Below are 23,150 nucleotides of genomic sequence, written 5' to 3' on the forward strand. Positions count from 1 at the left end.
CTATAATGGCAGAAGAAATTAAATCAAATAAGTCAATGAAATTTGATAAGATTCAGATCAAGCTTGCTTCTCCTGAGAATATTTTGGAGTGGTCTCATGGTGAGGTTACCAAACCTGAAACAATTAACTATAGAACACTTAAGCCAGAAAAGGATGGACTTTTCTGCGAAAGAATATTTGGTCCTAGCAAGGACTGGGAGTGCCACTGCGGTAAGTATAAGAAGATTAAGGACAAGGGCATTGTCTGCGATAAATGTGGTGTTGAGGTTACTAAGGCCAGCGTAAGAAGAGACCGAATGGGTCATATCCATCTTGCTGCACCAGTATCTCACATCTGGTACTTCAAGGGTATTCCTAGCCGCATGGATCTCATTCTTGATATTGGTCCTAAGAACCTTGAAAAGGTATTATATTTTGCTTCATATATTGTAATTGATCCAGGTGAAACAGATATTCCTTTCAAGAAGATTCTTTCAGAGACTGAATACAGAGAACTCTGTGAGCAGTACGGAAGCAAGGCTTTCCGTGTTGGTATGGGAGCTGAGGCAATCCTCGAGCTCCTCCAGATGGTTAACCTTGAAGAAGAAGAAGTAAGACTTAAGGAAGAGCTTGCTAACACTACTTCTCAGAAGGCTGCCAGACTTATAAAGAGAATAGAAGTTGTTGAAGCATTTAAGAATGCAGGAACTAAGCCTGAGTGGATGATTCTTACAGAAATCCCTGTAATTCCACCAGATTTAAGACCTATGGTCCAGCTTGATGGTGGACGTTTTGCAACTTCAGATCTTAATGATCTTTACAGAAGAATTATTAACAGAAATAACAGACTTGCAAGACTTCTTGAGCTTGGAGCTCCTGAAATTATTGTACGTAACGAGAAGAGAATGCTTCAGGAAGCTGTTGATGCTCTTATCGATAATGGACGTAGAAATGGTCGTCCAGTAACAGGTCCTGGTAACAGAGCACTTAAGTCTTTATCAGATTTATTAAAGGGTAAGCAGGGACGTTTCAGACAGAACCTTCTTGGTAAGCGAGTTGACTACTCAGGACGTTCAGTTATCGTAGTAGGACCAGAACTTAAGATTTACCAGTGTGGTCTTCCTAAAGAGATGGCTATTGAGTTATTCAAGCCATTTGTTATGAGAGAGCTTGTAAGACGTAATCTTGCAGATAATATTAAGAAAGCTAAGAAGAGCGTAGAACATCTTGAGCCAGAAGTATGGGATGTACTTGAAGACGTTATTAAAGAGCATCCAGTTATGCTTAACCGTGCTCCTACACTTCACAGACTTGGTATTCAGGCTTTCGAGCCAATCCTTGTAGAAGGTAAGGCTATTAAGCTTCATCCACTTGTATGTACAGCGTTCAATGCCGATTTCGATGGTGACCAGATGGCTGTCCATCTTCCGCTTTCTGTTGAGGCTCAGGCTGAGTGTAGATTTATGCTTCTTTCACCTAACAACCTTCTTAAGCCATCTGATGGTGGTCCTGTTGCCGTTCCTTCACAGGATATGGTACTTGGTATTTACTACCTTACACAGGAAAGACCAGGTGCAAAGGGTGAGGGCAAGATTTTCAAGAGCATTAATGAAGCAGTTCTTGCTTATGAGAATGGTATAATTACATTACATGCCAAGATTATGGTTCATGTAACTAAGAATGTTAACGGAGAAGAGCTTTCAGGTAATATTGAGTCTACACTTGGAAGACTTATATTTAATGAGATTCTCCCTCAGGATTTAGGATATGTTGACAGAAGCAAGGAAGAGAATTTATTACTTCCAGAAGTTGATTTCCATGTAGGAAAGAAGCAGCTTAAGGATATCTTACAGCATGTTATCAATACTCATGGTACTACAACAACTGCAGAGGTTCTTGATGATATCAAGGCTATGGGTTATAAGTACTCTACCAGAGCTGCCATGACTGTTTCTATTTCTGAGATGACAGTGCCACCAGTTAAGAAGCAGCTTCTTGCTGAGGCAGAAAAGAAAGTTGAACAGATTACTGTTAAATATAACAGAGGTCAGGCTACTGACGAGGAAAGACATAAGAATGTTATCCGCGTATGGCAGGAGACTGATGATAAGATTAAGGATGCCCTTCTTCAGGGTCTTGATAAATATAACAACATCTTCATGATGGCTGACTCAGGTGCCCGTGGTTCTAACCAGCAGATTAAGCAGTTAGCAGGTATGCGTGGTTTGATGGCTGATACATCAGGTAACACTATCGAACTTCCTATCAAGTCAAACTTCCGTGAAGGTCTTGATGTTCTGGAATACTTTATTTCAGCTCACGGTGCCCGTAAAGGACTTTCAGATACAGCCCTTCGTACAGCCGATTCAGGATACCTTACAAGAAGACTTGTTGATGTTTCTCAGGATCTTATTATCAGAGAGACAGATTGTAGCGCAGGTAAGCAGATACCTGGTATGTATGTTTACTCATTTGTTAATAACAGAGCTACTAACTCAAGTGATGCCAAGGAAGATATCCTTGAGCCATTACAGGAGCGTATTACAGGAAGATACTTAGCTGAGGATATTGTTGACCCGGCTACAGGCGAGATTATTGTTGAAGCTAACCATCTTGTAACTCCTAAGAGAGCAGAAGCTATTATTAAGACTGGTGTTGATAAGGTTAAGATTAGAACAATCCTTACTTGCCGTTCACACATTGGTGTATGTGCTAAATGTTATGGAACTAACATGGCAACTGGTCAGACTGTTCAGGTTGGTGAAGCTGTTGGTATTATCGCAGCCCAGTCAATCGGTGAGCCTGGTACACAGCTTACTATGAGAACATTCCATACAGGTGGTGTTGCCGGTGATAATATTACTCAGGGTCTTCCTAGAGTAGAAGAGCTTTTCGAAGCAAGAAAGCCTAAGATGCTTGCTGTACTTGCTGAGTTTGGCGGAACTGTAAGTATTGTTAAGACTGAGAAGAAGACTGAAATCGTTATAACTGATGATGAAGGTAATTCAAAGGCTTATCCATTATCTAAGGATACAAGAGAAAAGGTTGTTGAAGGACAGGTTGTTGCTAAGGGTGAGGAAATCACAGAGGGTTCTGAGAATCCACATGATATCGTAAGAATTCTTGGTGTAAGAGCTGTTCAGGATTATCTCCTTCGTGAAGTTCAGAAGGTTTACCGTATCCAGGGTGTTGATATCAATGATAAGCATATTGAGCTTATCGTTCGTCAGATGCTTAAGAAGATAGTTGTTGATGAAGCTGGAGATTCTAAGTTCCTTCCAGGATCACAGGTTGATACAATTGAGTTCCAGGAAGTTAATGAGAGACTTGAGGAAGAAGGAAAGACACCTGCTACAGGTACTCCGATTATCCTTGGTATTACTAAGGCTTCACTTGCTTCTACATCATTTATGTCAGCTGCCTCATTCCAGGAGACAACTAAGGTTCTTACAGATGCAGCTATTAACGGAAAGATTGATCCACTTATTGGTCTTAAAGAGAATGTTATTATTGGTAAGCTTATCCCTGCCGGTACAGGTATGAAGCGTTATCAGGATATCAAGATCAGTTCTACAGATAACTACATTGAAGAAGATGAAGATGAGTCTGGTGAAGACGAGCTTGTTTTCACACAGGAAGATTAATTCTTTATAGAAACTTATGGCGTGTCAGATTGATAAAATCTGGCACGCTTTTGTCTTTTTTTGAAAAAATGCTTGACACTGAATTTGCAAATATATATACTAATAAAGCGTGCGAATAGGCAAGTACTATTTTTGCGCTGTTTTGGTGACAAAACATTTTCTTAGTTGATACTAAGATGCAACCATTCATTATTCTAATTTCGGGAGGTGAAAACGGAATGCCAACATTTAACCAGTTAGTAAAACAGGGAAGAAAGACTGCAGTAAAGAAGTCTACAGCACCAGCTCTTCAGAAGGGTTACAACTCACTTCAGAAGAAGGCAACAGATATCTCTTCTCCACAGAAGAGAGGTGTTTGTACAGCTGTTAAGACTGCTACACCTAAGAAGCCTAACTCAGCTCTTAGAAAGATTGCCAGAGTACGTCTTTCTAATGGTATCGAGGTAACATCTTACATCCCAGGTGAGGGACACAATCTTCAGGAACACAGCGTTGTTCTTATAAGAGGTGGAAGAGTAAAGGATTTACCAGGTACAAGATACCACATCATCAGAGGAACACTTGATACAGCAGGTGTTGCAAAGAGAAGACAGGCTCGTTCTAAGTACGGTGCTAAGAGACCTAAGGACGCTAAGTAATTAAGCCTGAATTAAGACACGCATTTATATGAATGCATGCAAGTTTTACAATTTGCAAGAGTCAGATTTGTAAGAATCTGATTTTTACGAACAAATTAAATTTTGAATTGTGCCGGAATTAGATTAATCAAGAGGTTGCAGGTTAATATATACGGCGCGAACACATTTTTTATTTGTGAGTACCTATGATTTAATAAATTTATTAAGGAGGGAAGAACCGTGCCACGTAAAGGACATACACAGAAAAGAGATGTATTAGCAGATCCTATTTACAACAATAAGGTAGTTACTAAGCTTATCAACAACATTATGCTTGATGGTAAGAGAGGAGTAGCTCAGAAGATTGTTTACGGTGCTTTTGATAGAGTTGCAGCTAAGACTGAGAGACCAGCTATCGAAGTATTTGAAGAAGCTATGAACAATATTATGCCAGTTCTTGAAGTTAAGGCTAGACGTATCGGTGGAGCTACTTACCAGGTACCTATCGAAGTTAAGCCAGACAGAAGACAGGCTTTAGCTCTTCGTTGGATGACTACATTCTCTAGAGCAAGAGGCGAGAAGACTATGGAAGAAAGACTCGCTAACGAAATTCTTGATGCAGCTAACAACACAGGTGCATCAGTAAAGAGAAAAGAAGATATGCACAAGATGGCAGAAGCAAACAAGGCTTTTGCTCATTACAGATTCTAATTATAATTATAGGAGGTTTTATCCATGGCTGGAAGAGAATATCCATTGGAGAGAACCAGAAATATCGGAATTATGGCTCATATTGATGCTGGTAAGACAACATTAACAGAGCGTATCCTTTATTATACTGGTGTTAATCACAAGATTGGTGATACTCATGAAGGTACTGCTACTATGGACTGGATGGCCCAGGAGCAGGAGAGAGGTATCACAATCACTTCAGCTGCTACAACATGTCACTGGACACCTGAGAAAGAGGGTAAGCCAGATAAGACACAGCCAGAATACCGTATTAACATTATCGATACTCCAGGACACGTTGACTTCACAGTAGAGGTTGAGCGTTCACTTAGAGTACTTGATGGTGCCGTAGGTGTATTCGATGCACAGAACGGTGTTGAGCCACAGTCAGAGAATGTATGGCGTCAGGCTGATAAGTACAATGTACCTCGTATGGCTTTCATGAACAAGATGGATAAGATGGGTGCTGATTTCTTCGGATCATGCAACCAGCTTATTACAAAGCTTGGAAAGAATCCTGTACTTGTACAGATTCCTATCGGTAAGGAAGATGACTTCAAGGGAATTATTGACTTATTCGAGATGAAGGCTTATGTCTTCAACGGAGATAAGGGTGATGATATCGCTGTTGGTGAGATTCCAGACGATTTAAAGGATCAGGCTCAGGAATATCATGACAAGCTCGTTGAGCAGTGTGCTGAACTTGATGAAGACCTTATGGAGAAGTTCTTTAATGATGAGGAAATTTCAGTTCCAGAGTTAAAGGCTGCTTTAAGAAAGGGTACTATCGAGGGTACAGCTATTCCTTGTCTTTGCGGTACAGCTTATAAGAACAAGGGTGTTCAGAAGCTTCTTGATGCTGTTATCGAGTACATGCCAGCTCCTACAGATATCCCAGATATCACAGGTGTTGACGAAGACGGTAACGAAGTAACAAGAAAGTCATCTGATGAAGAGCCATTTGCAGCTCTTGCATTCAAGATTATGACTGATCCATTCGTTGGTAAGTTAGCATTCTTCAGAGTTTACTCAGGTACATTAAACGGTGGTTCATATGTACTTAACTCTAATAAGAATAAGAAAGAAAGAGTTGGCCGTATCCTTCAGATGCACGCTAACCAGAGAAAAGAAATTGATAAGGTTTACTCAGGAGATATCGCTGCTGCAGTAGGTCTTAAGGTTACAGTAACAGGTGATACTATCTGTGATGAAGCACATCCAGTTATCTTAGAGTCTATGGAATTCCCAGAGCCAGTTATCGAGCTTGCTATCGAGCCAAAGACTAAGAATGACCAGGGTAAGATGGGTGAAGCTTTAGCAAAGCTTGCTGAAGAAGATCCTACATTCCGTGCTCATACAGATCAGGAAACAGGTCAGACAATCATCGCTGGTATGGGTGAGCTTCACCTTGATATCATCGTTGACAGACTTCTTCGTGAGTTCAAGGTAGAGGCTAACGTTGGTGCACCTCAGGTTGCTTACAGAGAGTGCTTTACTAAGGCAGTTGATGTTGATAGTAAGTATGCTAAGCAGTCAGGTGGACGTGGTCAGTATGGTCACTGTAAAGTACGTTTCTCACCACTTGAAGCTAACGTTGATAAGTTTGATGTTGAGACAAAGAATACAGTATTAATTAACGAACCTCCAGTACTCTTCTGTGAGTCTTCAGTAGTTGGTGGTGCTATTCCTAAGGAATATATCCCTTCAGTTGCTGACGGTATCAGAGAAGCTGCTAATTCAGGTATCTTAGCTGGATTCCCAGTTCTCGGACTTAGAGCAGATATTTACGATGGTTCATACCATGAAGTCGATTCTTCAGAAATGGCATTCCACATTGCTGGTTCTATGGCATTCAAGGATGCTATGGCTAAGGCAGCACCTGCCCTTCTTGAGCCTATCATGAAGGTTGAGGTTACTATGCCAGAAGAATACATGGGTGATGTAATCGGTGATATCAACTCACGTAGAGGACGTATTGAGGGTATGGAAGATATCTCAGGTGGTAAGATGATTAAAGCATTCGTTCCACTTGCTGAGATGTTCGGATATGCTACTGACCTTCGTTCTAAGACACAGGGTCGTGGTAACTACTCTATGTTCTTCGATAAGTATGAGCAGGCTCCAAAGTCTGTTCAGGACAAGGTTATTTCTGATAGAAATAAGTAATAACTATAAAAATATAGTTGAAATATTTCACTAAATGAAATATAATAAATATCAGCTATGACAAAGCCCGAGGGGGATACCCCTCAGGGCAATCTAAATATTTTTAGGAGGATTTTAAACAATGGCAAAGGCTAAATTTGAGAGAACAAAACCACATTGTAACATTGGTACAATCGGACACGTAGATCACGGTAAGACTACATTAACAGCTGCTATCACAAAGACTCTTCATGAGAGACTTGGTACAGGTGAGGCTGTTGCATTCGAGAATATTGATAAGGCACCAGAGGAAAGAGAAAGAGGTATCACTATCTCTACAGCTCACGTTGAGTATGAGACAGAGAAGAGACACTATGCACACGTTGACTGTCCAGGACATGCTGATTATGTAAAGAACATGATCACAGGTGCTGCTCAGATGGATGCAGGTATCCTTGTTGTTGCTGCTACTGATGGTGTTATGGCTCAGACAAGAGAGCATATCCTTCTTGCTCGTCAGGTTGGTGTTCCTTACATCGTTGTATTCATGAACAAGTGTGATATGGTTGATGATCCAGAACTTCTTGAATTAGTAGATATGGAAATCAGAGAACTTCTTAACGAGTACGGATTCCCAGGAGATGATACTCCAATCATCCAGGGTTCAGCTCTTAAGGCTCTTGAAGATCCTAACAGCGAATGGGGTGATAAGATCCTTGAGCTTATGCATACTATTGATGAGTATGTTCCAGATCCAGAAAGAGATACAGATAAGCCATTCCTTATGCCTGTAGAGGACGTATTCTCTATCACAGGACGTGGTACTGTTGCTACTGGTAGAGTAGAGAGAGGTGTTCTCCACGTTAATGAGGAAGTTGAAATCGTTGGTATCCACGAAGATATCCGTAAGGTAGTTGTAACTGGTATCGAGATGTTCAGAAAGCTTCTTGATGAGGCTCAGCCAGGTGATAACATTGGTGCACTTCTTAGAGGTGTTCAGAGAGACGAAATCCAGAGAGGACAGGTTCTCTGCAAGCCAGGTTCAATCACACCACACCACAAGTTTACAGCTCAGGTTTACGTATTAACAAAGGACGAGGGTGGACGTCATACTCCATTCTTCAACAACTACAGACCACAGTTCTACTTCAGAACAACTGATGTAACTGGTGTTTGTGAGCTTCCAGCTGGTACAGAAATGTGCATGCCTGGTGATAACGTAGAGATGACAGTTGAACTTATCCATAACGTAGCTATGGAGCAGGGTCTTCGTTTCGCTATCCGTGAGGGTGGTAGAACAGTTGGTTCTGGTGCTGTTGCTACAATCATTGAGTAATTGTTATTAATACAGTTCTTTCAAGGGTTTCCGAGGTTATCGGAAACCCTTTTTTGCGCGAGCAGCGATGAGAGAACCAGAGTGTGATAAAAAGAGGAGTACAACATGCTATACATAATGCGTCATGGCAGGACGGACTGGAATGTACGTCATAAATTGCAGGGAAGAACAGATATACCGCTTAATGATGAAGGCAGAATGATGGCGGCAGAGGCTGGGAAAAAGTATGCAGATATACATTTTGATGAGTGTTATTCATCACCTTTGGCAAGAGCAAAAGAGACCGCCGAGATTTTTCTCAAAGGAAGGGGAGTACCTGTATATACAGATGACAGGCTTGTTGAGATGGGATTTGGAATATATGAGGGAATAGAGAATTCATTTGCAATAAAGGATTGTCCAATTAATTCTCTTTTTAAAAATCCAGAGGATTATGTGACGGTTGAAGGCGGAGAAAGTTTTGAACAGCTTTTTGCAAGAACAGGAGAGTTTATAGACAATGTGGTTATGCCACAGGTTAATAGTGGCAAAGATATACTGATTGTTGGTCATGGTGCGATGAACTGCAGTATTATAGCAAAATTCAGAGGAACACCACTGGATAAATTCTGGGATGGAATGACTGATAATTGTCAGGTTGTTAAATTAATGTAAGTTTTTGATATAATTTTAAACCAATTTAAGTCTATTTTCGTATATTGAAATAGAGGGAATAATAAAATCTGTATAGGGGAAAGGTTAAATTGGTGATGTTATAAACGCAAGAACAGCAGTAAGAAGGTACAATAAGCAGGCTGCCAGAAGGCAGATAGCAGTGACAAAAATATTGATAGCAGCTACATTTGTAATGATAATTCTGGCGGTTGTAGTTTTATTTATGAATTATGAAAATGGTTATTATGATGAAATTAAAAGTGTGATAAACCTGAAATCAAGTAATGACGAGATTAACCACAACGAAGATACCGCATTAGTTGATGTAGAATTGGTTCAGATGGAAGAAGCTGGAGAGATAGCTGAGCTCGGAACTGAAAATGTGCAGATGCAGACAGAGACTATTGAGAATTATTATAAGATAGAAGATTTTAAATGGTTAAATCAGAATCCGGAACTTCCTACAGGATGCGAAATTACTTCTCTGACATCTGTGCTGAATTATTATGGAATAAATGTTAAGAAAGAAACTATGGCGGATGATTATTTAAAGAAAGGTAATGGAAGTTATTACAAGATGTTTCTTGGAAATCCAAGGGATGCTGGCAGTTTCGGATGTATGGCACAGCCGATAGTTGATGCTGCAAATCTTTATTTCAAAAAGAATAATGTCAGTATGAAAGCATCAAATGTAAGCGGTGTATCATTTGAGAAGATATTGGAGTATGTTTCACAGGGAGTACCTATGATTGTGTGGAATACGATGGGTATGGCTCCAGCTTATGAATCGAAGACGCTTACTCTTGATGGGCGCGAATACACGTGGATTGCGCCTGAACATTGTGTAGTAGTTGTAGGATATGACCTTGATAATAATGAAGTTTATGTTGCTGATCCTATGACAGGCATGGTTACAAGGAATTTGAAAATATTTGAGGAGCGATATGTTTCTTTAAAGAGACAAGCTGTTTATGTTACAAGATAGATATTATGCGAAATGCTGTCCGGTCTGAATAAGACGGACAGCATTTCGCATATTTAAAATTATTTAGAATGTCTGGCATGAAGCTTCCTGGCACAATGTATGAATGCAGGAAACAAAAATGCGTCAGCAGCAATCCAAGCGATTGGTGAGGCGAGGCATGCACCCATGAATCCAATACTTGGAATAAGTATGATGGCTGCAAATGCACGGCCAATCATCTCTAAGATACCAGCTGATATTGCAAATACTGAGAAGCCCATACCCTGTATGCAGAAGCGGACTACATTAACACCTGTAAGCGGAATGTAGAAGCATGCAGATGCAAGGATGAACTGTCTTGTAAGAGCAATTATTGTTGTCTCTGATGCATTAACGAATAATAATGCAATATAATCTGTAGTGAAATACAGTGCAATAAGAGAAAGAACACTGTATACTGAACCGATTATCATAGCGGAGCGTACGCCCTGACCAAGTCTTTTAATCTTGGCAGCTCCAACATTCTGTCCGGCATAGGTTGCCATGGTTGAGCCGAGTGCATCAAATGGACAACAGGTAAAGTTAAACATCTTAGAACCGGCAGTCATTGCGGCTACATATGTTGAACCAAGTGTATTGACAGCAGCCTGAAGGATTGTACTTCCGATGGCTGTTATTGAATACTGGAGTCCCATAGGAACACCGTTCATACACAGGTTGGTGATGAATCTTCTATCAAGTACCCTTTCTGATTTGTCACCTTTTAAGATGTCATATTTCTTATACATATATATAAGGCAGGTAAGTCCCGAAATTAACTGTGATGTTACAGTTGCCCAGCCAGCTCCGGCAACACCCATCTTACATACAAGAATAAGAAAGAAATCAAGTACTACATTTATTATTGAAGAAAGGACAAGGAAAACTACAGGTGTCTTACTATCGCCAAGCGAACGGATAACACCGGACACCATGTTGTACAGGAATACAGTTGGGATTCCTATGAATATAACTACTATGTAATTATAGGCATGGTCAATAATATCTGCCGGTGTATTCATGATAATAAGTATCCTGCGGCAGAATATTACGGATGCAAGCGTAAGCACTATGGCAAACACAATACTGCAGATATATCCGTTAAATACATATTTTCTAAGGTCAGCAGGCTTCTTTGCACCAAAGCATTGGGCAACCGGAATCACGAATCCGTTACAGACTCCCATACAGAAACCGATTATCATGAAGTTGATAGAACCTGTTGCTCCAACTCCGGCAAGAGCTTCAACACCGAGAGTTTTACCAACGATTATTGTGTCAACAAGGTTGTAGAACTGCTGAAACAGCATTCCGAACAGCATTGGAACTGCAAATCCAAGAATATGCTTGGAAGGCGAACCATTTGTCATGTCTTTTACCATAGGATTTCCTCACTTTCGTATATTTATAAAGCCAAATGATTATACTATATTTTTACAAACTGTCAAACTGATTTTGCACGAATTTGAATTAATTTAACGAATTATTGTCTTAATATGAAATGTCTGTTAAAATGCATAGGTAATATTTATGCGGAGGCAGACATGAAGAAAACTTTTGATGTTAAGAGACTTACAACGCTGGCATTACTTACAACAATTGCGCTGACAATATTTGTTGTGGAATCAGCGATACCTACGCTTGTTCCAATACCGGGAGTTAAGTTAGGACTTGCCAATATAGTCACACTTTTTGTATTAAAAAGGTATAAATTCAGTGATGCAGCTATTGTGCTGGCTATGAGAATTATACTGGCTACAATATTTACAGGGCAGGCGGTATCATTTATATATAGTGTAAGTGGTGGATTCTTATGCCTTATTGTGATGGCAGCTGTTAATAAATTGCTTAGGGGACAGTATATATTTCTTACGGGAATACTTGGCGCGGTGTCGCACAATGCAGGTCAGATTCTTGCTGCATTTTTCATACTCAGATTGTCAGGTATATTTGCGTATATGCCGTTCCTTGTGATAAGCGGTGTAATAACAGGTCTGTTTACGGGACTTGTGTGCTTCTTTGCAGACAGATATATTCCTAAAAAATATACTATGTAGCAGATGGAGGAGATTGTGGAAAAAAGAGTTGTTGCAGTGGTGGCTGTGATTGTCCTGCTTGTCGGGGCAAGTGTGGCTTCTATTATATATATGAAATCAGGAAAGAATGATGGTAGTAAGACCGCTTATATATACAGAGATAACGAATTGTTAAGAACTGTTTCGTTAGATGATGTTAAGAATCCGTACACGTTCAGGATTGAATACGGGGATGGAGAGTATAATGATATTCTTGTCGAGAATGGAAAGATTAAGATTGCTGATGCAAGCTGTCCGGATAAGCTGTGTGTGAACATGGGCTATATATCTGAGCCTTTAATGCCAATCATATGTCTGCCTAATCATCTTGTTATTAGAATTGTGAATGACGGCGAAGAATCGCCGTCACTCGATGGTGTTGTGTATTAATTATTTCATCCAGCGGCCAGAAGCTCCACATGGAAGTACAAGTCCGTTACTTGAAACAGGAAGACCTACTTCCTGTGAATCACAGTGTCCGCCAAAGCTCTTAAGTTCTGTGCTTAACATATAAGTAAGAACGGCTGGCTGAAGACCTGTAGTGTATGAATTAATAAGGAAAAATAATGGTTCATCAGAAAGAAGCTGTGCACAAAGCTTAACAAGTGGGTGTATGGCTTCTTCTATTTTCCAGATTTCTCCTTTAGGACCACGTCCATATGAAGGTGGATCCATGATGATTGCGTCGTAATGGTTGCCTCTTCTTATCTCTCTTTCTACAAACTTTACACAGTCATCAACTATCCAGCGGATAGGCTTGTCAATAAGTCCTGAAGACTGTGCATTTTCTTTAGCCCATGCGACTATACCCTTAGAAGCATCTACATGTGTAACATTAGCACCAGCGGCTGCACATGCAAGTGTTGCTCCACCTGTATAAGCAAACAGGTTAAGAACCTTTACAGGTTCGCTGCCACGCTTTTTCCTGGCATCAGAGATTATCTTTCCAAACCAGTCCCAGTTAGCAGCCTGCTCAGGGAATATTCCTGTGTGCTTGAAGCTGAATGGCTTTAAGTTGAATGTCAGCTCCTGTTCAAATGAAGGACTGTTGTAGTGAATCTGCCACTGCTGTGGAAGGTCAAAGAACTCCCATTCTCCGCCGCCCTTAGAACTTCTGTGGTAATGACCGTTCATATTCTTCCAGCCACGCTCTTTCTTAGGAGTGTCCCATATTACCTGTGGGTCCGGGCGTACAAGAATATACTTGCCCCAGCGTTCAAGTTTTTCACCTTTAGAGGTATCTATTACTTCATAATCTTTCCAGTTATCAGCTATAAACATAATTAAGTATCCTTTTCTATATAAAAATATGTTGCAGTTTGGTACCGCATTTGTTATTAAATAATTATATACGAAAATATTAATAACTGCAATCGTGCAAAAATGTTTTGAACAGCTGTGTTTTATGTTAATATATTTCTATCGAAATCTGATTAAGGGGCGATGCATATTGAAAAATGTTAGTTTAAAGAATATACAGAAGGATATTGTATCAGGAATAATTGTTGCACTTGTGTCAATTCCTATATCAATGGGGTATGCACAGATTGCGGGACTGCCTGCTGTGTATGGTCTGTACTGCTCTATTCTGCCAGTGCTTATATATGGACTTGTGACATCTTCGCCGCAGTTTGTGTTGGGAGTGGATGCAACTCCGGCGGCACTTGTCGGTGGAACACTTGCAACGCTTGGGATAGTGTCAGGTTCTGAGGAGGCGAAGGCAGTAGTTCCGTCGATAACTTTAGTTGCAGCATTGTGGCTGCTGCTTTTCTTCTTTATCAAAGCAGGCCGTATTGTCAATTACATATCGACACCTGTAATGGGTGGATTTATAAGCGGTATTGGTGTGACAATAATTCTTATGCAGACTGCGAAGCTGTTTGGCGGTAATGCGGGAACAGGAGAGGCAATAAAGCTTCTTATACATATAGCCGGGGAGATGAAGTCGTTTAATCTGTTGTCAGCAGTGCTTGGAGTCGGAACAGTAGTGATTATTCTTGTAGCGAAGAAGTTCATTCCAAAGTTTCCGATGTCAGTACTTCTTATGGTAGTTGGTGCACTTGCAACTGCAATTTTTCATATTGACAGATTCGGTGTTAAGCTTCTTCCGCATGTTGATAAAGGGCTGCCGGGATTCTCACTTCCTGATATGTCAGTTGTGTTTAAGAATCCGTCAGATATAATACTTCTTGGACTTTCAGTGGCAGGTGTTGTCATGGCGCAGACATTGCTTGCAACTAATAATTATGCCAACAAATATGGCTATAAAGTAAGCAATAACAGAGAAATTCTGTCTTATGCTGCTGCAAATGCGGCTTCTGCTGTAATTGGCGGATGCCCTTTGAATGGAAGTGTGTCAAGAACAGGAATTGCAGACCAGTTTGGTTGTAAATCACAGGTTATGTCAATAACAGCTTCTCTGACAATGCTTCTTATAGTGCTTTTTGGAACACCGGTGCTTGAGTATCTTCCTGTACCAATACTTACAGGAATTGTTGTTGCAGCACTGATAGGAATTACTGAATTCGGGCTTGCAGTTAAATTATGGAAAACAGACCATACGGAGTTTGCAATATTTGTAGGAGCATTTTTAGGTGTTCTGTTATTCGGAACGATACATGGAGTTGTAATCGGTGTTATTCTTTCATTCATTGCTGTTATTGTCAAAGCAGTTGAACCGCCAAGAGCATTTCTCGGAGTTATACCGGGACAGGAGGGGTTCTACAGCCTTAACAGATACCGTAATGTAAAGAAGATAAAAGGTGCGGTTATATACAGATTTAACGGTGCGCTTTTCTTTGCAAATATTAATACATTTGTTGATGATATAGAAAAAAATCTTGATGATAATACTAAATGGGTAATTGTAGATGCCGGAGGCGTAGGTTCTATTGATGTGACGGCAGTTGACAGACTTATGTCTTTATATAAGGCACTTGAAAAGAAAGGCATCAGATTCTATATTACAGAGCATGAACACACACTTAATGACCAGCTAAGAGAGCTTGGCGCAGGTGAGTTTGTTGAAAAAGGTGTTGTTAGAAGAACGATTCCGCTTGCCCTAAGAGATGCAGGGCTTGACAGACCTTATCCTGTCGAGGAGGGGGAAGAAGAGCAGGCTGTTTCTGGCGAGGCACATGAGGATAACGAAAGGCTTGCTGAGATTGAGTGGGCTTTTGGTGCGGATGCAGACGAATGGCTTGAGAAGATGGCAGCAGAGATGGCTGATGAGATTGGCAGTGTCAAGAAAGATGAGAAGAATGTTATTGTTGATGCTGAAAAGCATGCTGCATGGGGAAGAATCGGACTCTTTGATGAGAATGAACTGCTTGAGCGACTTGAGATGCATTTGTTTGACGATAAGAAATATCCTAATCTTGATATTGATGATATTGAGAAAAGAATTGATGAGCGCCGCGTTGTTGTTGAGAAGAAGCTGGCACAGATTAATCCTGACGCAATACAGATGCTTAAGGAACACAGAAAACAGATGCTTGACAGAGTGAAGCTTCATAATCCATATGCGTATGAGCACACGATGGAGCAGAGGAGAAAGCATTATGAACATCTGCAGAAGAAAGACCCGGAGCTTGCACAGAAGCTTAAGAATTTTTATAATCTATCAGATGATGACAAATAATTTATATAACGGAGATAATAGTGAATATATTAAATGTTGAAAAGGTCAGCAAGACCTACGGAGAAAAGGAACTTTTTAATAATATAAGTCTGGGAATTAACAGTGGTGATAAGATTGGGCTTATAGGTGTGAATGGAACGGGTAAGTCTACTCTTTTAAAGATTATTGCGGGCATTGAAGAGCCAGATGAAGGACAGGTTGTAAAGGGTAAGGGGATTGAGCTTGCATATCTTGCACAGACGCCTCTGTATTATGATAATGAAAATGTACTGGAATATGTTATGCGTGGAAAGCATGTAGACAGCCAGCCGAAAGCAAAAGAGATTCTTAACAAGCTTGGAATAACAAATCACGCTGCAATGATGAATATTTTATCAGGCGGTCAGAAGAAAAGAGCAGCGCTTGCAAGAACTTTAGTTGAGCCGGCAAGGCTTCTTATTCTTGACGAACCTACTAACCATCTTGATAATGACATGGTACTCTGGCTGGAGCAGTTCATTAAGAATTTCAAGGGAGAACTTATTATGGTTACTCATGACAGGTATTTCCTTGATAATGTAACTAACAGGATTGTTGAGCTTGATAAAGCTTCCCTGTACAGCTACGATACGAATTATTCAGGCTTTCTTGAGCTGAAGACTCAGCGTGAGGAGATGGAGAGGGCGACTGAAGCCAAGAGACAGAATATATTAAGGAAGGAACTCGCGTGGATAAGAAGAGGATGTCAGGCTCGTTCTACTAAGCAGCAGGCCCGGATTGATAGATTTGAGGATATGAAGGAAGCTTCAAAGCAGGCGAGAGCAAGATTTGACAAGCAGCTTATGGATATGAATTCAGTCAGCAGCAGGCTTGGAAGAAAGACTGTTGAACTCCATAACATTTGTAAAAGCTTTGGAGAGCGGACAATAATTGACGATTTTACCTACATTTTTTTAAGAGATGACAGAATCGGTATTGTCGGTGATAACGGATGCGGCAAGTCTACGCTTATGAAGATTATAGCAGGCCAGCTTGAGCCGGACAGCGGCAGTGTTGAGGTTGGAGAGACTGTAAGAATCGGATATTTCATGCAGGAGAACGAACCACTTGACGACAGCCTTACTGTGTTAGAGTTCGTAAGAAGCATAGGCGAATATGTTACGACGGCAGATGGAAAGGCAACAGCGTCACAGATGTGTGAGAAGTTTCTTTTTACACCGAAGCAGCAGTGGACGCCTATAAGCAAGCTGTCAGGTGGTGAGAAGAGAAGACTTTATCTGTTAAGTGTTCTTATGAGCGCGCCAAATGTACTTATTCTCGATGAGCCTACCAACGACCTTGATATTGAGACTCTTGAGATTCTTGAGGAGTATCTTGATGGATTTGCAGGTATTGTAATCACAGTTTCACATGACAGATATTTCCTTGACAGAGTTGTTGACAGGATATTTGCATTTGAGGCAGGAGGCCACCTTACACAGTACGAAGGCGGTTATACGGACTACAGGGATAAATGTGTTTCTTCTATATATAATATGGCATCAAATGGAATATCTGATACATCCAAATCAAAGGCAGCAGGGCAGCTGAAGAAAGCATATAACAGCCATGAGGATAAGATTAAGTTCACATATATGGAACAGAAAGAATATGAAACTATCGATGATGATATAGAGAAGCTTGAAACTAAAGTTTCTGAACTTGATGACGAGATTGTAAAGAATGCAACTTCTTATTCTAAGCTTGCAGAACTTACTAAGGAAAAGGAAGATGTGGAGAGAAAGCTTGAAGAAAAGATGGAGCGATGGGAATATCTTAATGATCTCGCAGAAAAAATAGAAAAACAGAAACAGCAGGGATAGCTATTATTTTAGTTGAAAGAATCATTTAGATATGGTATGATTTAAAATGATTTACTATATTAATCATATGAGGGAGGATTAATTTATGTTTTGTCCTAATTGTGGAACAAGCAATGATGAAGGCGCATTATTTTGCGCAAATTGTGGAACACGTCTTGAATTTGAACCTGTTGTAACAGAGGGATCAGCAGCTTCAGATGATAATGCAGTTCCGCAGCAGCCAGAGGTGCAGACAGCACAGGTTACACCAATGTATGAGCAGCCACAGAATGACACAATGGGAAATTCTGCAAAGAAACCATTCAAGCTTTCTAAGAAGATTGTAATTATTGGTGCAGTAGTGGTTGCGGTTATAGCAGCGGTTATTGTGTTTATATGTGTTGGTAACAGTCTTACTAATTATAAGAAGACAGCTGGCAGCTATGTTAAAGCGGTTGAGGAATGTGACTGGGCTAAGGCATATTCACTTGTCCAGATTCCAGATAGTGAATTCCTTACAAAGAATGCATTTATAACAGCTCATTCAGAAGCAACAGGAAGTGCAGTAGGGAATATGAGGGTTATTGACAGTTTTTCTTCTAAGGGACGTCTTCCAGGTAACAAGGCCGTAAGTGTTATATATACGACAGCTACGGGTGCTGATTCACAAGATTTACTTCTTACAGTTACTGATAAGCATTATATGTTATTCTTTAAAAAGTATAAAGTAAGTACCGAAGATACAGTAGTTTCAGACTGCACAATAAATGTTCCTAAGGGACTTACATTATTTATTAATGATGTTCTTGTTGGGGATCAGTATAAGAGCAAGGATTCTGGTAAGAACTCAAGCTATGATGTGTATAAGATTCCATATTTGTTCAATGGAACAACAATACTTAAGGCTACAAGTGAATTTACTGAGGATTATACAAAGGAAATATATCCATCATATGACGAGTATACAACATCAATCAGTTCATATGATATTAAGTTTGCAGAAGATAAGATTAACGGCCTTAAGGACCAGGCTAAGAAGGATGTAACAGAGTTCTTTGATGCAGCACAGAAGAAGAGTGATTTTTCAACTGTAAGTGATAAATTCACATCAGATATGCAGTCATCTGCAAAGTCAACATACAATGGCTATGTTGATACATTTAAATCAACATATAAACAGATATCTAATTTTAAGATTACAACATTAAATCCTTCAATGTCAGATACTACTTTCAGAGTTGATTCAAATGATGGCTGTCCGACAATAAAGGTTGGATATAAGATTAGTTATTCATATACATATAAGTATTCTAGTGATACTAAGTCACATGAAAGAAATGATTCAAAGAGCTCAGCATATGTGTATTACAAATATGCTGATGGACAGTGGAAAATCAGTTCTATGGGACTTGGAGTTTCTATTTACTAATTGGATTGTAAAGTCGGGGCAGGTTTAATGCCCTGACTTTTTGTTCTAAAAAAAATACAATTTTTCTTGTTGATTTTATATACAGAGTAGTGTATATTAATACTTGCTGTGACATTGATAGCTGTGAAGCGTGAGGTTGCTGCTTTAATAAAGCAGGTTTTCCGTGGAGCGAATGTCAATGCTGGAGATAATCTCCGGCGAAGAAACTGGCGACAAGTCACTGTACCAAAATCATCTGCAATCCGCAGAAATGACGCGCGTGGGTCGAATTATGAATGAGACTATATGATACGCGTGGGAGTGTGTACAGTCACCGCTTGTCGTACTTAAACAATAAAGTGCGAAGGAGGCGACTTTTTTTATGGCAAATCAGGTAATCAGAATTACTCTGAAAGCTTACGATCATCAGTTGATTGATCAGTCAGCTAAGAAAATCATCGAAACTGCTAAGAAGACAGGAGCACAGGTGAGTGGTCCGGTACCTCTTCCAACAAAGAAGGAAGTTGTTACTATTCTTAGAGCTGTTCACAAGTACAAGGATTCAAGAGAGCAGTTCGAGCAGAGAACTCATAAGAGACTTATCGATGTATTATCACCATCTCAGAAGACTGTAGATGCATTATCTAAGTTAGAGATGCCAGCTGGTGTATTCATCAACCTTAAGGTAATGAACTAATCATTATCTGGAATTTTTCATTATTAAAGCAATAATCCTAAGGGTTTAATATAGAAGTAACAAGCAGTGGTGCGGGTTCCACTTATATTAGCTGTTCTAGGATGACAGGATGCGCTGTGTATCACACATCATCTTGTCCGCTGTAGATTAAACAGGAGGAAAATCAATGAAGAAGGCAATTTTAGCTACAAAAGTCGGAATGACTCAAATCTTCAACGAAGACGGTGTTTTAACACCTGTAACTGTTCTTCAGGCTGGTCCTTGTGTTGTTACACAAGTTAAGACAGTAGAAAACGACGGTTACGATGCAGTTCAGGTTGGTTTTGCTGACATTAGAGAAAAGTTAGTGAACAAGCCTGTTAAAGGACATTTTGATAAGGCAGAGGTTCCTTATAAGAGATTCTTAAGAGAGTTTAAGTTTGAGAACGCTTCAGAGTACTCTGTAAAGGACGAAATCAAGGCTGATATCTTCGCTGCAGGCGATAAGGTTGATGCAACTGCTATTTCAAAGGGTAAAGGTTTCCAGGGCGCAATCAAGAGATTAGGCCAGTCAAGAGGACCTATGGCTCATGGTTCTAAGTTCCACAGACATCAGGGTTCAAACGGATCAGCAACAACACCTGGTAGAGTATTCAAGGGAAAAGGAATGCCTGGACATATGGGTTCTAAGAGAATCACAATCCAGAATCTTGAAGTAGTAAGAGTTGATGTTGAAAACAACGTAATCTTAGTTAAGGGTGCAGTACCTGGACCTAAGAAATCATTAGTAACACTGAAAGAAACAGTAAAAGCTGCTAAGTAGTTTTTGCTAAGGAAGGAGGACCACACAGATGGCAAACGTATCTGTTTACAATATTGAAGGCAAAGAAGTTGGTTCAATCGAATTAAATGATGCTGTATTTGGTGTTGAAGTTAACGAACATCTCGTACACATGGCAGTAGTTAACCAGCTTGCAAATAATCGTCAGGGAACACAGAGCGCAAAGACACGTTCAGAAGTTTCTGGTGGCGGAAGAAAACCTTGGAGACAGAAAGGAACTGGTCATGCAAGACAGGGTTCTACAAGATCTCCACAGTGGACAGGCGGTGGTGTTGTATTTGCACCAAAGCCAAGAGATTATTCATTCAAGATGAATAAGAAGGAAAAGAGAATTGCTCTTCTTTCTGCATTATCATCAAAGGTTGCTGACAACAAGATCGTAGTTCTTGATGCATTTAACCTTGACGAGATTAAGACAAAGAAGTTCGCAGAAGTTATGAGCAACTTAAAGGTTGATAAGGCTTTAGTAGTTATCGAAGGCGAGAACAAGAACGTAGTTCTTTCAGGAAGAAATATTCCTACAGTTAAGGTTTCAGCTACTAACGAAATCAACACATACGATGTATTAAAGTATGAAACATTAGTAGTTACTAAGGCTGCTGTTGAAAAATTAGAGGAGGTGTATGCATAATGGCAAACGTACAGTATTATGATGTAATCCTCAAGCCTGTAATCACAGAGAAGTCTATGGCTGATATGGCAGATAAGAAGTATACATTCTTAGTTCATACAGATGCTAACAAGACAATGATTAAGGATGCTGTTGAGAAGATGTTCGAAGGAACTAAGGTTGCTTCAGTTAACACAATGAATCTTGATGGCAAGAAGAAGAGAAGAGGCAGAACAGCTGGTACAACTTCTAAGACTAAGAAAGCAATTGTACAGTTAACAGCTGACAGCAAGGAAATTGAAATCTTTGAAGGCCTTTAATTAGTAGCTTTAAAGTGTAGAAAACAATATTACACAGACTCGAAAGGAGAGAAATAATGGGAATTAAGACATATAACCCATATACACCTTCCAGAAGAAATATGACTGGATCTGATTTCTCAGAGATTACAAAGAGTACTCCAGAGAAGTCATTACTTGCTAAGAAGAGCAAGAATGCTGGTCGTAACAACCAGGGTAAGATTACTGTAAGACACCACGGTGGTGGAAACAGACAGAAGTATAGAATGATTGATTTCAAGAGAAACAAGGAAGGCGTTCCAGCACAGGTTATCGGAATTGAGTACGATCCAAACAGAACAGCTAACATCGCTCTTATCTGCTACGCAGATGGTGAGAAAGCATATATCCTTGCTCCTCAGGGATTAACAGATGGCATGACAGTACAGAATGGTGCTGGTGCAGAAGTCAGAGTAGGTAACTGCTTACCACTTTCAGAGATTCCAGTTGGTACTCAGGTACACAACATTGAATTATATCCAGGTAAGGGTGGACAGCTTGTTCGTTCTGCTGGAAACTCAGCTCAGCTTATGGCTAAGGAAGGCAAGTATGCAACACTTAGATTACCATCAGGCGAGATGAGAATGGTTCCAATTATCTGCCGCGCAACAATCGGTGTTGTAGGTAATGGAGATCACAACCTTATTAATCTTGGTAAGGCTGGACGTAAGAGACATATGGGTATCAGACCTACAGTTCGTGGTTCTGTTATGAACCCTAATGACCATCCACATGGTGGTGGTGAAGGTAGAGCACCAGTTGGTCGTCCAAGCCCAATGACACCTTGGGGCAAGCCAGCTATGGGTCTTAAGACTCGTAAGGCTAAGAAGGCTTCAAACAAGCTTATCGTAAGAAGAAGAAACGGAAAGGCTATTAAGTAATTAGCCCACAATCGTAACTATTATTATTCACGAAGATTATAAGGAGGTTTCAACCTATGGCTCGATCACTTAAAAAGGGAGCATTTGCAGACGAGAGCTTACTTAAGAAAGTTGACGCTTTAAATGCTGCAAACGACAAACAGGTTATTAAGACTTGGTCTCGTCGTTCAACAATTTATCCTCAGTTTGTAGGTCATACAATCGCTGTTCATGATGGTAGAAAGCATGTGCCTGTATATGTTACAGAGGATATGGTTGGTCATAAGCTCGGTGAGTTCGTTGCAACAAGAACTTACAGAGGACACGGCAAAGACGAAAAGAAGAGTAGATAATTTGAATTTTTGAAAGGAGGTTTAATCCATGGCTAACGGACATAGATCCCAGATTAAACGTGAAAGAAACGCTGTTAAGGATACAAGACCAAGCGCAAAGTTATCTTACGCTAGAGTATCTGTTCAGAAGGCTTGTTTCGTATTAGATGCTATCAGAGGCAAGAGCCTTGATGAAGCACTTGCAATTGTTATGTACAATCCAAGATATGCATCATCTATTATAGAGAAGTTATTAAAGTCAGCAGCTGCTAATGCTGAGAACAATAACGGTATGGACCCAAGTAAGTTATATGTAGAAGAGTGCTACGCTAACAAGGGACCAACAATGAAGAGAGTACATCCAAGAGCACAGGGTAGAGCTTACAGAATCGAAAAGAGAATGAGCCACATCACTGTTGTTTTAAATGAAAGATAATTAT

At 40.1% G+C, this 23,150-nt stretch carries 21 protein-coding genes; 19 read left to right on the forward strand and 2 right to left on the reverse strand.

From position 1 onward, the window contains the following. Nucleotides 1-5 precede the first annotated feature (5 nt). From rpoC to EUBELI_RS01395, 7 genes are all read left to right on the forward strand, one after another. Nucleotides 6-3,623, forward strand: coding sequence for a DNA-directed RNA polymerase subunit beta' (gene rpoC / locus EUBELI_RS01365; protein WP_012738557.1), 3,618 nt, complete (start codon nucleotides 6-8; stop codon nucleotides 3,621-3,623). 218 nt (nucleotides 3,624-3,841) lie between these two features. Continuing rightward, nucleotides 3,842-4,261 (forward strand): 30S ribosomal protein S12, encoded by a 420-nt coding sequence (gene rpsL / locus EUBELI_RS01370; protein WP_041687887.1) that lies wholly within the window; start codon nucleotides 3,842-3,844, stop codon nucleotides 4,259-4,261. A 219-nt stretch (nucleotides 4,262-4,480) separates the two neighbouring features. Beyond that, nucleotides 4,481-4,951, forward strand: a complete 471-nt coding sequence (rpsG, locus tag EUBELI_RS01375) for a 30S ribosomal protein S7 (RefSeq protein ID WP_012738559.1) — start codon at nucleotides 4,481-4,483, stop codon at nucleotides 4,949-4,951. 24 nt (nucleotides 4,952-4,975) lie between these two features. Beyond that, the gene (gene fusA / locus EUBELI_RS01380) at nucleotides 4,976-7,138 is read left to right on the forward strand and encodes an elongation factor G (protein WP_012738560.1); all 2,163 of its coding nucleotides are present in this window, start codon (nucleotides 4,976-4,978) and stop codon (nucleotides 7,136-7,138) included. Nucleotides 7,139-7,259: 121 nt separating this feature from the next. After that, entirely contained in the window at nucleotides 7,260-8,453 is a 1,194-nt protein-coding gene (gene tuf / locus EUBELI_RS01385) for an elongation factor Tu (protein WP_012738561.1), read from the forward strand. Nucleotides 8,454-8,558: 105 nt separating this feature from the next. After that, on the forward strand, nucleotides 8,559-9,107 hold the full coding sequence (locus EUBELI_RS01390) for a histidine phosphatase family protein (protein ID WP_012738562.1): 549 nt from the start codon (nucleotides 8,559-8,561) through the stop codon (nucleotides 9,105-9,107). 160 nt (nucleotides 9,108-9,267) lie between these two features. Then, on the forward strand, nucleotides 9,268-10,092 hold the full coding sequence (locus EUBELI_RS01395; protein ID WP_012738563.1) for a C39 family peptidase: 825 nt from the start codon (nucleotides 9,268-9,270) through the stop codon (nucleotides 10,090-10,092). A 59-nt stretch (nucleotides 10,093-10,151) separates the two neighbouring features. Here the strand turns inward: EUBELI_RS01395 and EUBELI_RS01400 are convergent, their stop codons facing one another. Then, entirely contained in the window at nucleotides 10,152-11,492 is a 1,341-nt protein-coding gene (locus tag EUBELI_RS01400; RefSeq protein ID WP_012738564.1) for an MATE family efflux transporter, read from the reverse strand. 162 nt (nucleotides 11,493-11,654) lie between these two features. On the opposite strand from EUBELI_RS01400, the gene EUBELI_RS01405 reads away from it, so the two are divergent. Together EUBELI_RS01405 and EUBELI_RS01410 are read left to right on the forward strand one after the other, a co-directional pair. Continuing rightward, nucleotides 11,655-12,167: a Gx transporter family protein gene (locus tag EUBELI_RS01405; RefSeq protein WP_022097717.1), complete on the forward strand. Its 513-nt coding sequence runs from the start codon at nucleotides 11,655-11,657 to the stop codon at nucleotides 12,165-12,167. Between the two features lie 15 nt (nucleotides 12,168-12,182). Continuing rightward, complete coding sequence (locus tag EUBELI_RS01410) at nucleotides 12,183-12,575, forward strand: NusG domain II-containing protein (protein WP_049777837.1); 393 nt, start codon at nucleotides 12,183-12,185, stop codon at nucleotides 12,573-12,575. On the opposite strand, the gene EUBELI_RS01415 is transcribed toward EUBELI_RS01410, so the two are convergent. Beyond that, a complete protein-coding gene (locus EUBELI_RS01415) occupies nucleotides 12,576-13,466 on the reverse strand; it encodes a class I SAM-dependent methyltransferase (RefSeq protein ID WP_012738567.1) in 891 nt (296 codons plus the stop codon). A 169-nt stretch (nucleotides 13,467-13,635) separates the two neighbouring features. Here EUBELI_RS01415 and EUBELI_RS01420 point away from each other — a divergent pair, with 169 nt between their 5' ends. The 10 genes from EUBELI_RS01420 (at nucleotide 13,636) to rplV (ending at nucleotide 23,146) form a co-directional block, all read left to right on the forward strand. Beyond that, nucleotides 13,636-15,825: a SulP family inorganic anion transporter gene (locus EUBELI_RS01420; RefSeq protein ID WP_049777838.1), complete on the forward strand. Its 2,190-nt coding sequence runs from the start codon at nucleotides 13,636-13,638 to the stop codon at nucleotides 15,823-15,825. Nucleotides 15,826-15,845: 20 nt separating this feature from the next. Then, nucleotides 15,846-17,666 (forward strand): ABC-F family ATP-binding cassette domain-containing protein, encoded by a 1,821-nt coding sequence (locus EUBELI_RS01425; protein WP_012738569.1) that lies wholly within the window; start codon nucleotides 15,846-15,848, stop codon nucleotides 17,664-17,666. A gap of 85 nt (nucleotides 17,667-17,751) precedes the next feature. Further along, nucleotides 17,752-19,074: a zinc ribbon domain-containing protein gene (locus EUBELI_RS01430; RefSeq protein ID WP_012738570.1), complete on the forward strand. Its 1,323-nt coding sequence runs from the start codon at nucleotides 17,752-17,754 to the stop codon at nucleotides 19,072-19,074. Nucleotides 19,075-19,435: 361 nt separating this feature from the next. Next, nucleotides 19,436-19,750, forward strand: coding sequence for a 30S ribosomal protein S10 (rpsJ, locus tag EUBELI_RS01435; RefSeq protein WP_012738571.1), 315 nt, complete (start codon nucleotides 19,436-19,438; stop codon nucleotides 19,748-19,750). Nucleotides 19,751-19,916: 166 nt separating this feature from the next. Next, nucleotides 19,917-20,552 (forward strand): 50S ribosomal protein L3, encoded by a 636-nt coding sequence (gene rplC / locus EUBELI_RS01440; RefSeq protein ID WP_012738572.1) that lies wholly within the window; start codon nucleotides 19,917-19,919, stop codon nucleotides 20,550-20,552. Between the two features lie 28 nt (nucleotides 20,553-20,580). Next, nucleotides 20,581-21,201, forward strand: coding sequence for a 50S ribosomal protein L4 (gene rplD / locus EUBELI_RS01445; protein WP_012738573.1), 621 nt, complete (start codon nucleotides 20,581-20,583; stop codon nucleotides 21,199-21,201). Continuing rightward, nucleotides 21,201-21,500 carry a 50S ribosomal protein L23 gene (gene rplW, locus EUBELI_RS01450; protein ID WP_012738574.1) on the forward strand — a complete coding sequence of 100 codons (300 nt, stop codon included), beginning with the start codon at nucleotides 21,201-21,203 and terminating at the stop codon, nucleotides 21,498-21,500. The genes rplD and rplW overlap by 1 nt, the downstream gene beginning before the upstream one ends. Before the next feature lie 56 nt (nucleotides 21,501-21,556). Continuing rightward, on the forward strand, nucleotides 21,557-22,399 hold the full coding sequence (rplB, locus tag EUBELI_RS01455; protein WP_022097711.1) for a 50S ribosomal protein L2: 843 nt from the start codon (nucleotides 21,557-21,559) through the stop codon (nucleotides 22,397-22,399). Between the two features lie 56 nt (nucleotides 22,400-22,455). Next, the gene (gene rpsS, locus EUBELI_RS01460) at nucleotides 22,456-22,731 is read left to right on the forward strand and encodes a 30S ribosomal protein S19 (protein WP_012738576.1); all 276 of its coding nucleotides are present in this window, start codon (nucleotides 22,456-22,458) and stop codon (nucleotides 22,729-22,731) included. A 28-nt stretch (nucleotides 22,732-22,759) separates the two neighbouring features. Continuing rightward, nucleotides 22,760-23,146 (forward strand): 50S ribosomal protein L22, encoded by a 387-nt coding sequence (gene rplV, locus EUBELI_RS01465; RefSeq protein WP_012738577.1) that lies wholly within the window; start codon nucleotides 22,760-22,762, stop codon nucleotides 23,144-23,146. The last annotated feature ends 4 nt before the right edge of the window (nucleotides 23,147-23,150 follow it).

The organism is [Eubacterium] eligens ATCC 27750 (assembly GCF_000146185.1).
In the GTDB taxonomy this organism is placed as follows: Bacteria; Bacillota; Clostridia; order Lachnospirales; family Lachnospiraceae; genus Lachnospira; species Lachnospira eligens.

Excerpts from the sequence above, each read along its gene's own strand:
- rplV (WP_012738577.1), top strand. The coding sequence starts at position 22,760 with ATGGCTAACGGACATAGATCCCAGATTAAACGTGAAAGAAACGCTGTT.
- tuf (WP_012738561.1), top strand. The coding sequence starts at position 7,260 with ATGGCAAAGGCTAAATTTGAGAGAACAAAACCACATTGTAACATTGGT.
- rplD (WP_012738573.1), top strand. The coding sequence starts at position 20,581 with ATGGCAAACGTATCTGTTTACAATATTGAAGGCAAAGAAGTTGGTTCA.
- rplC (WP_012738572.1), top strand. The coding sequence starts at position 19,917 with ATGAAGAAGGCAATTTTAGCTACAAAAGTCGGAATGACTCAAATCTTC.
- fusA (WP_012738560.1), top strand. The coding sequence starts at position 4,976 with ATGGCTGGAAGAGAATATCCATTGGAGAGAACCAGAAATATCGGAATT.
- EUBELI_RS01400 (WP_012738564.1), bottom strand. The coding sequence starts at position 11,492 with ATGGTAAAAGACATGACAAATGGTTCGCCTTCCAAGCATATTCTTGGA.
- rplW (WP_012738574.1), top strand. The coding sequence starts at position 21,201 with ATGGCAAACGTACAGTATTATGATGTAATCCTCAAGCCTGTAATCACA.
- rpsJ (WP_012738571.1), top strand. The coding sequence starts at position 19,436 with ATGGCAAATCAGGTAATCAGAATTACTCTGAAAGCTTACGATCATCAG.
- rpsS (WP_012738576.1), top strand. The coding sequence starts at position 22,456 with ATGGCTCGATCACTTAAAAAGGGAGCATTTGCAGACGAGAGCTTACTT.
- rplB (WP_022097711.1), top strand. The coding sequence starts at position 21,557 with ATGGGAATTAAGACATATAACCCATATACACCTTCCAGAAGAAATATG.
- EUBELI_RS01415 (WP_012738567.1), bottom strand. The coding sequence starts at position 13,466 with ATGTTTATAGCTGATAACTGGAAAGATTATGAAGTAATAGATACCTCT.
- EUBELI_RS01405 (WP_022097717.1), top strand. The coding sequence starts at position 11,655 with ATGAAGAAAACTTTTGATGTTAAGAGACTTACAACGCTGGCATTACTT.
- EUBELI_RS01430 (WP_012738570.1), top strand. The coding sequence starts at position 17,752 with ATGTTTTGTCCTAATTGTGGAACAAGCAATGATGAAGGCGCATTATTT.
- EUBELI_RS01390 (WP_012738562.1), top strand. The coding sequence starts at position 8,559 with ATGCTATACATAATGCGTCATGGCAGGACGGACTGGAATGTACGTCAT.
- rpsL (WP_041687887.1), top strand. The coding sequence starts at position 3,842 with ATGCCAACATTTAACCAGTTAGTAAAACAGGGAAGAAAGACTGCAGTA.
- rpoC (WP_012738557.1), top strand. The coding sequence starts at position 6 with ATGGCAGAAGAAATTAAATCAAATAAGTCAATGAAATTTGATAAGATT.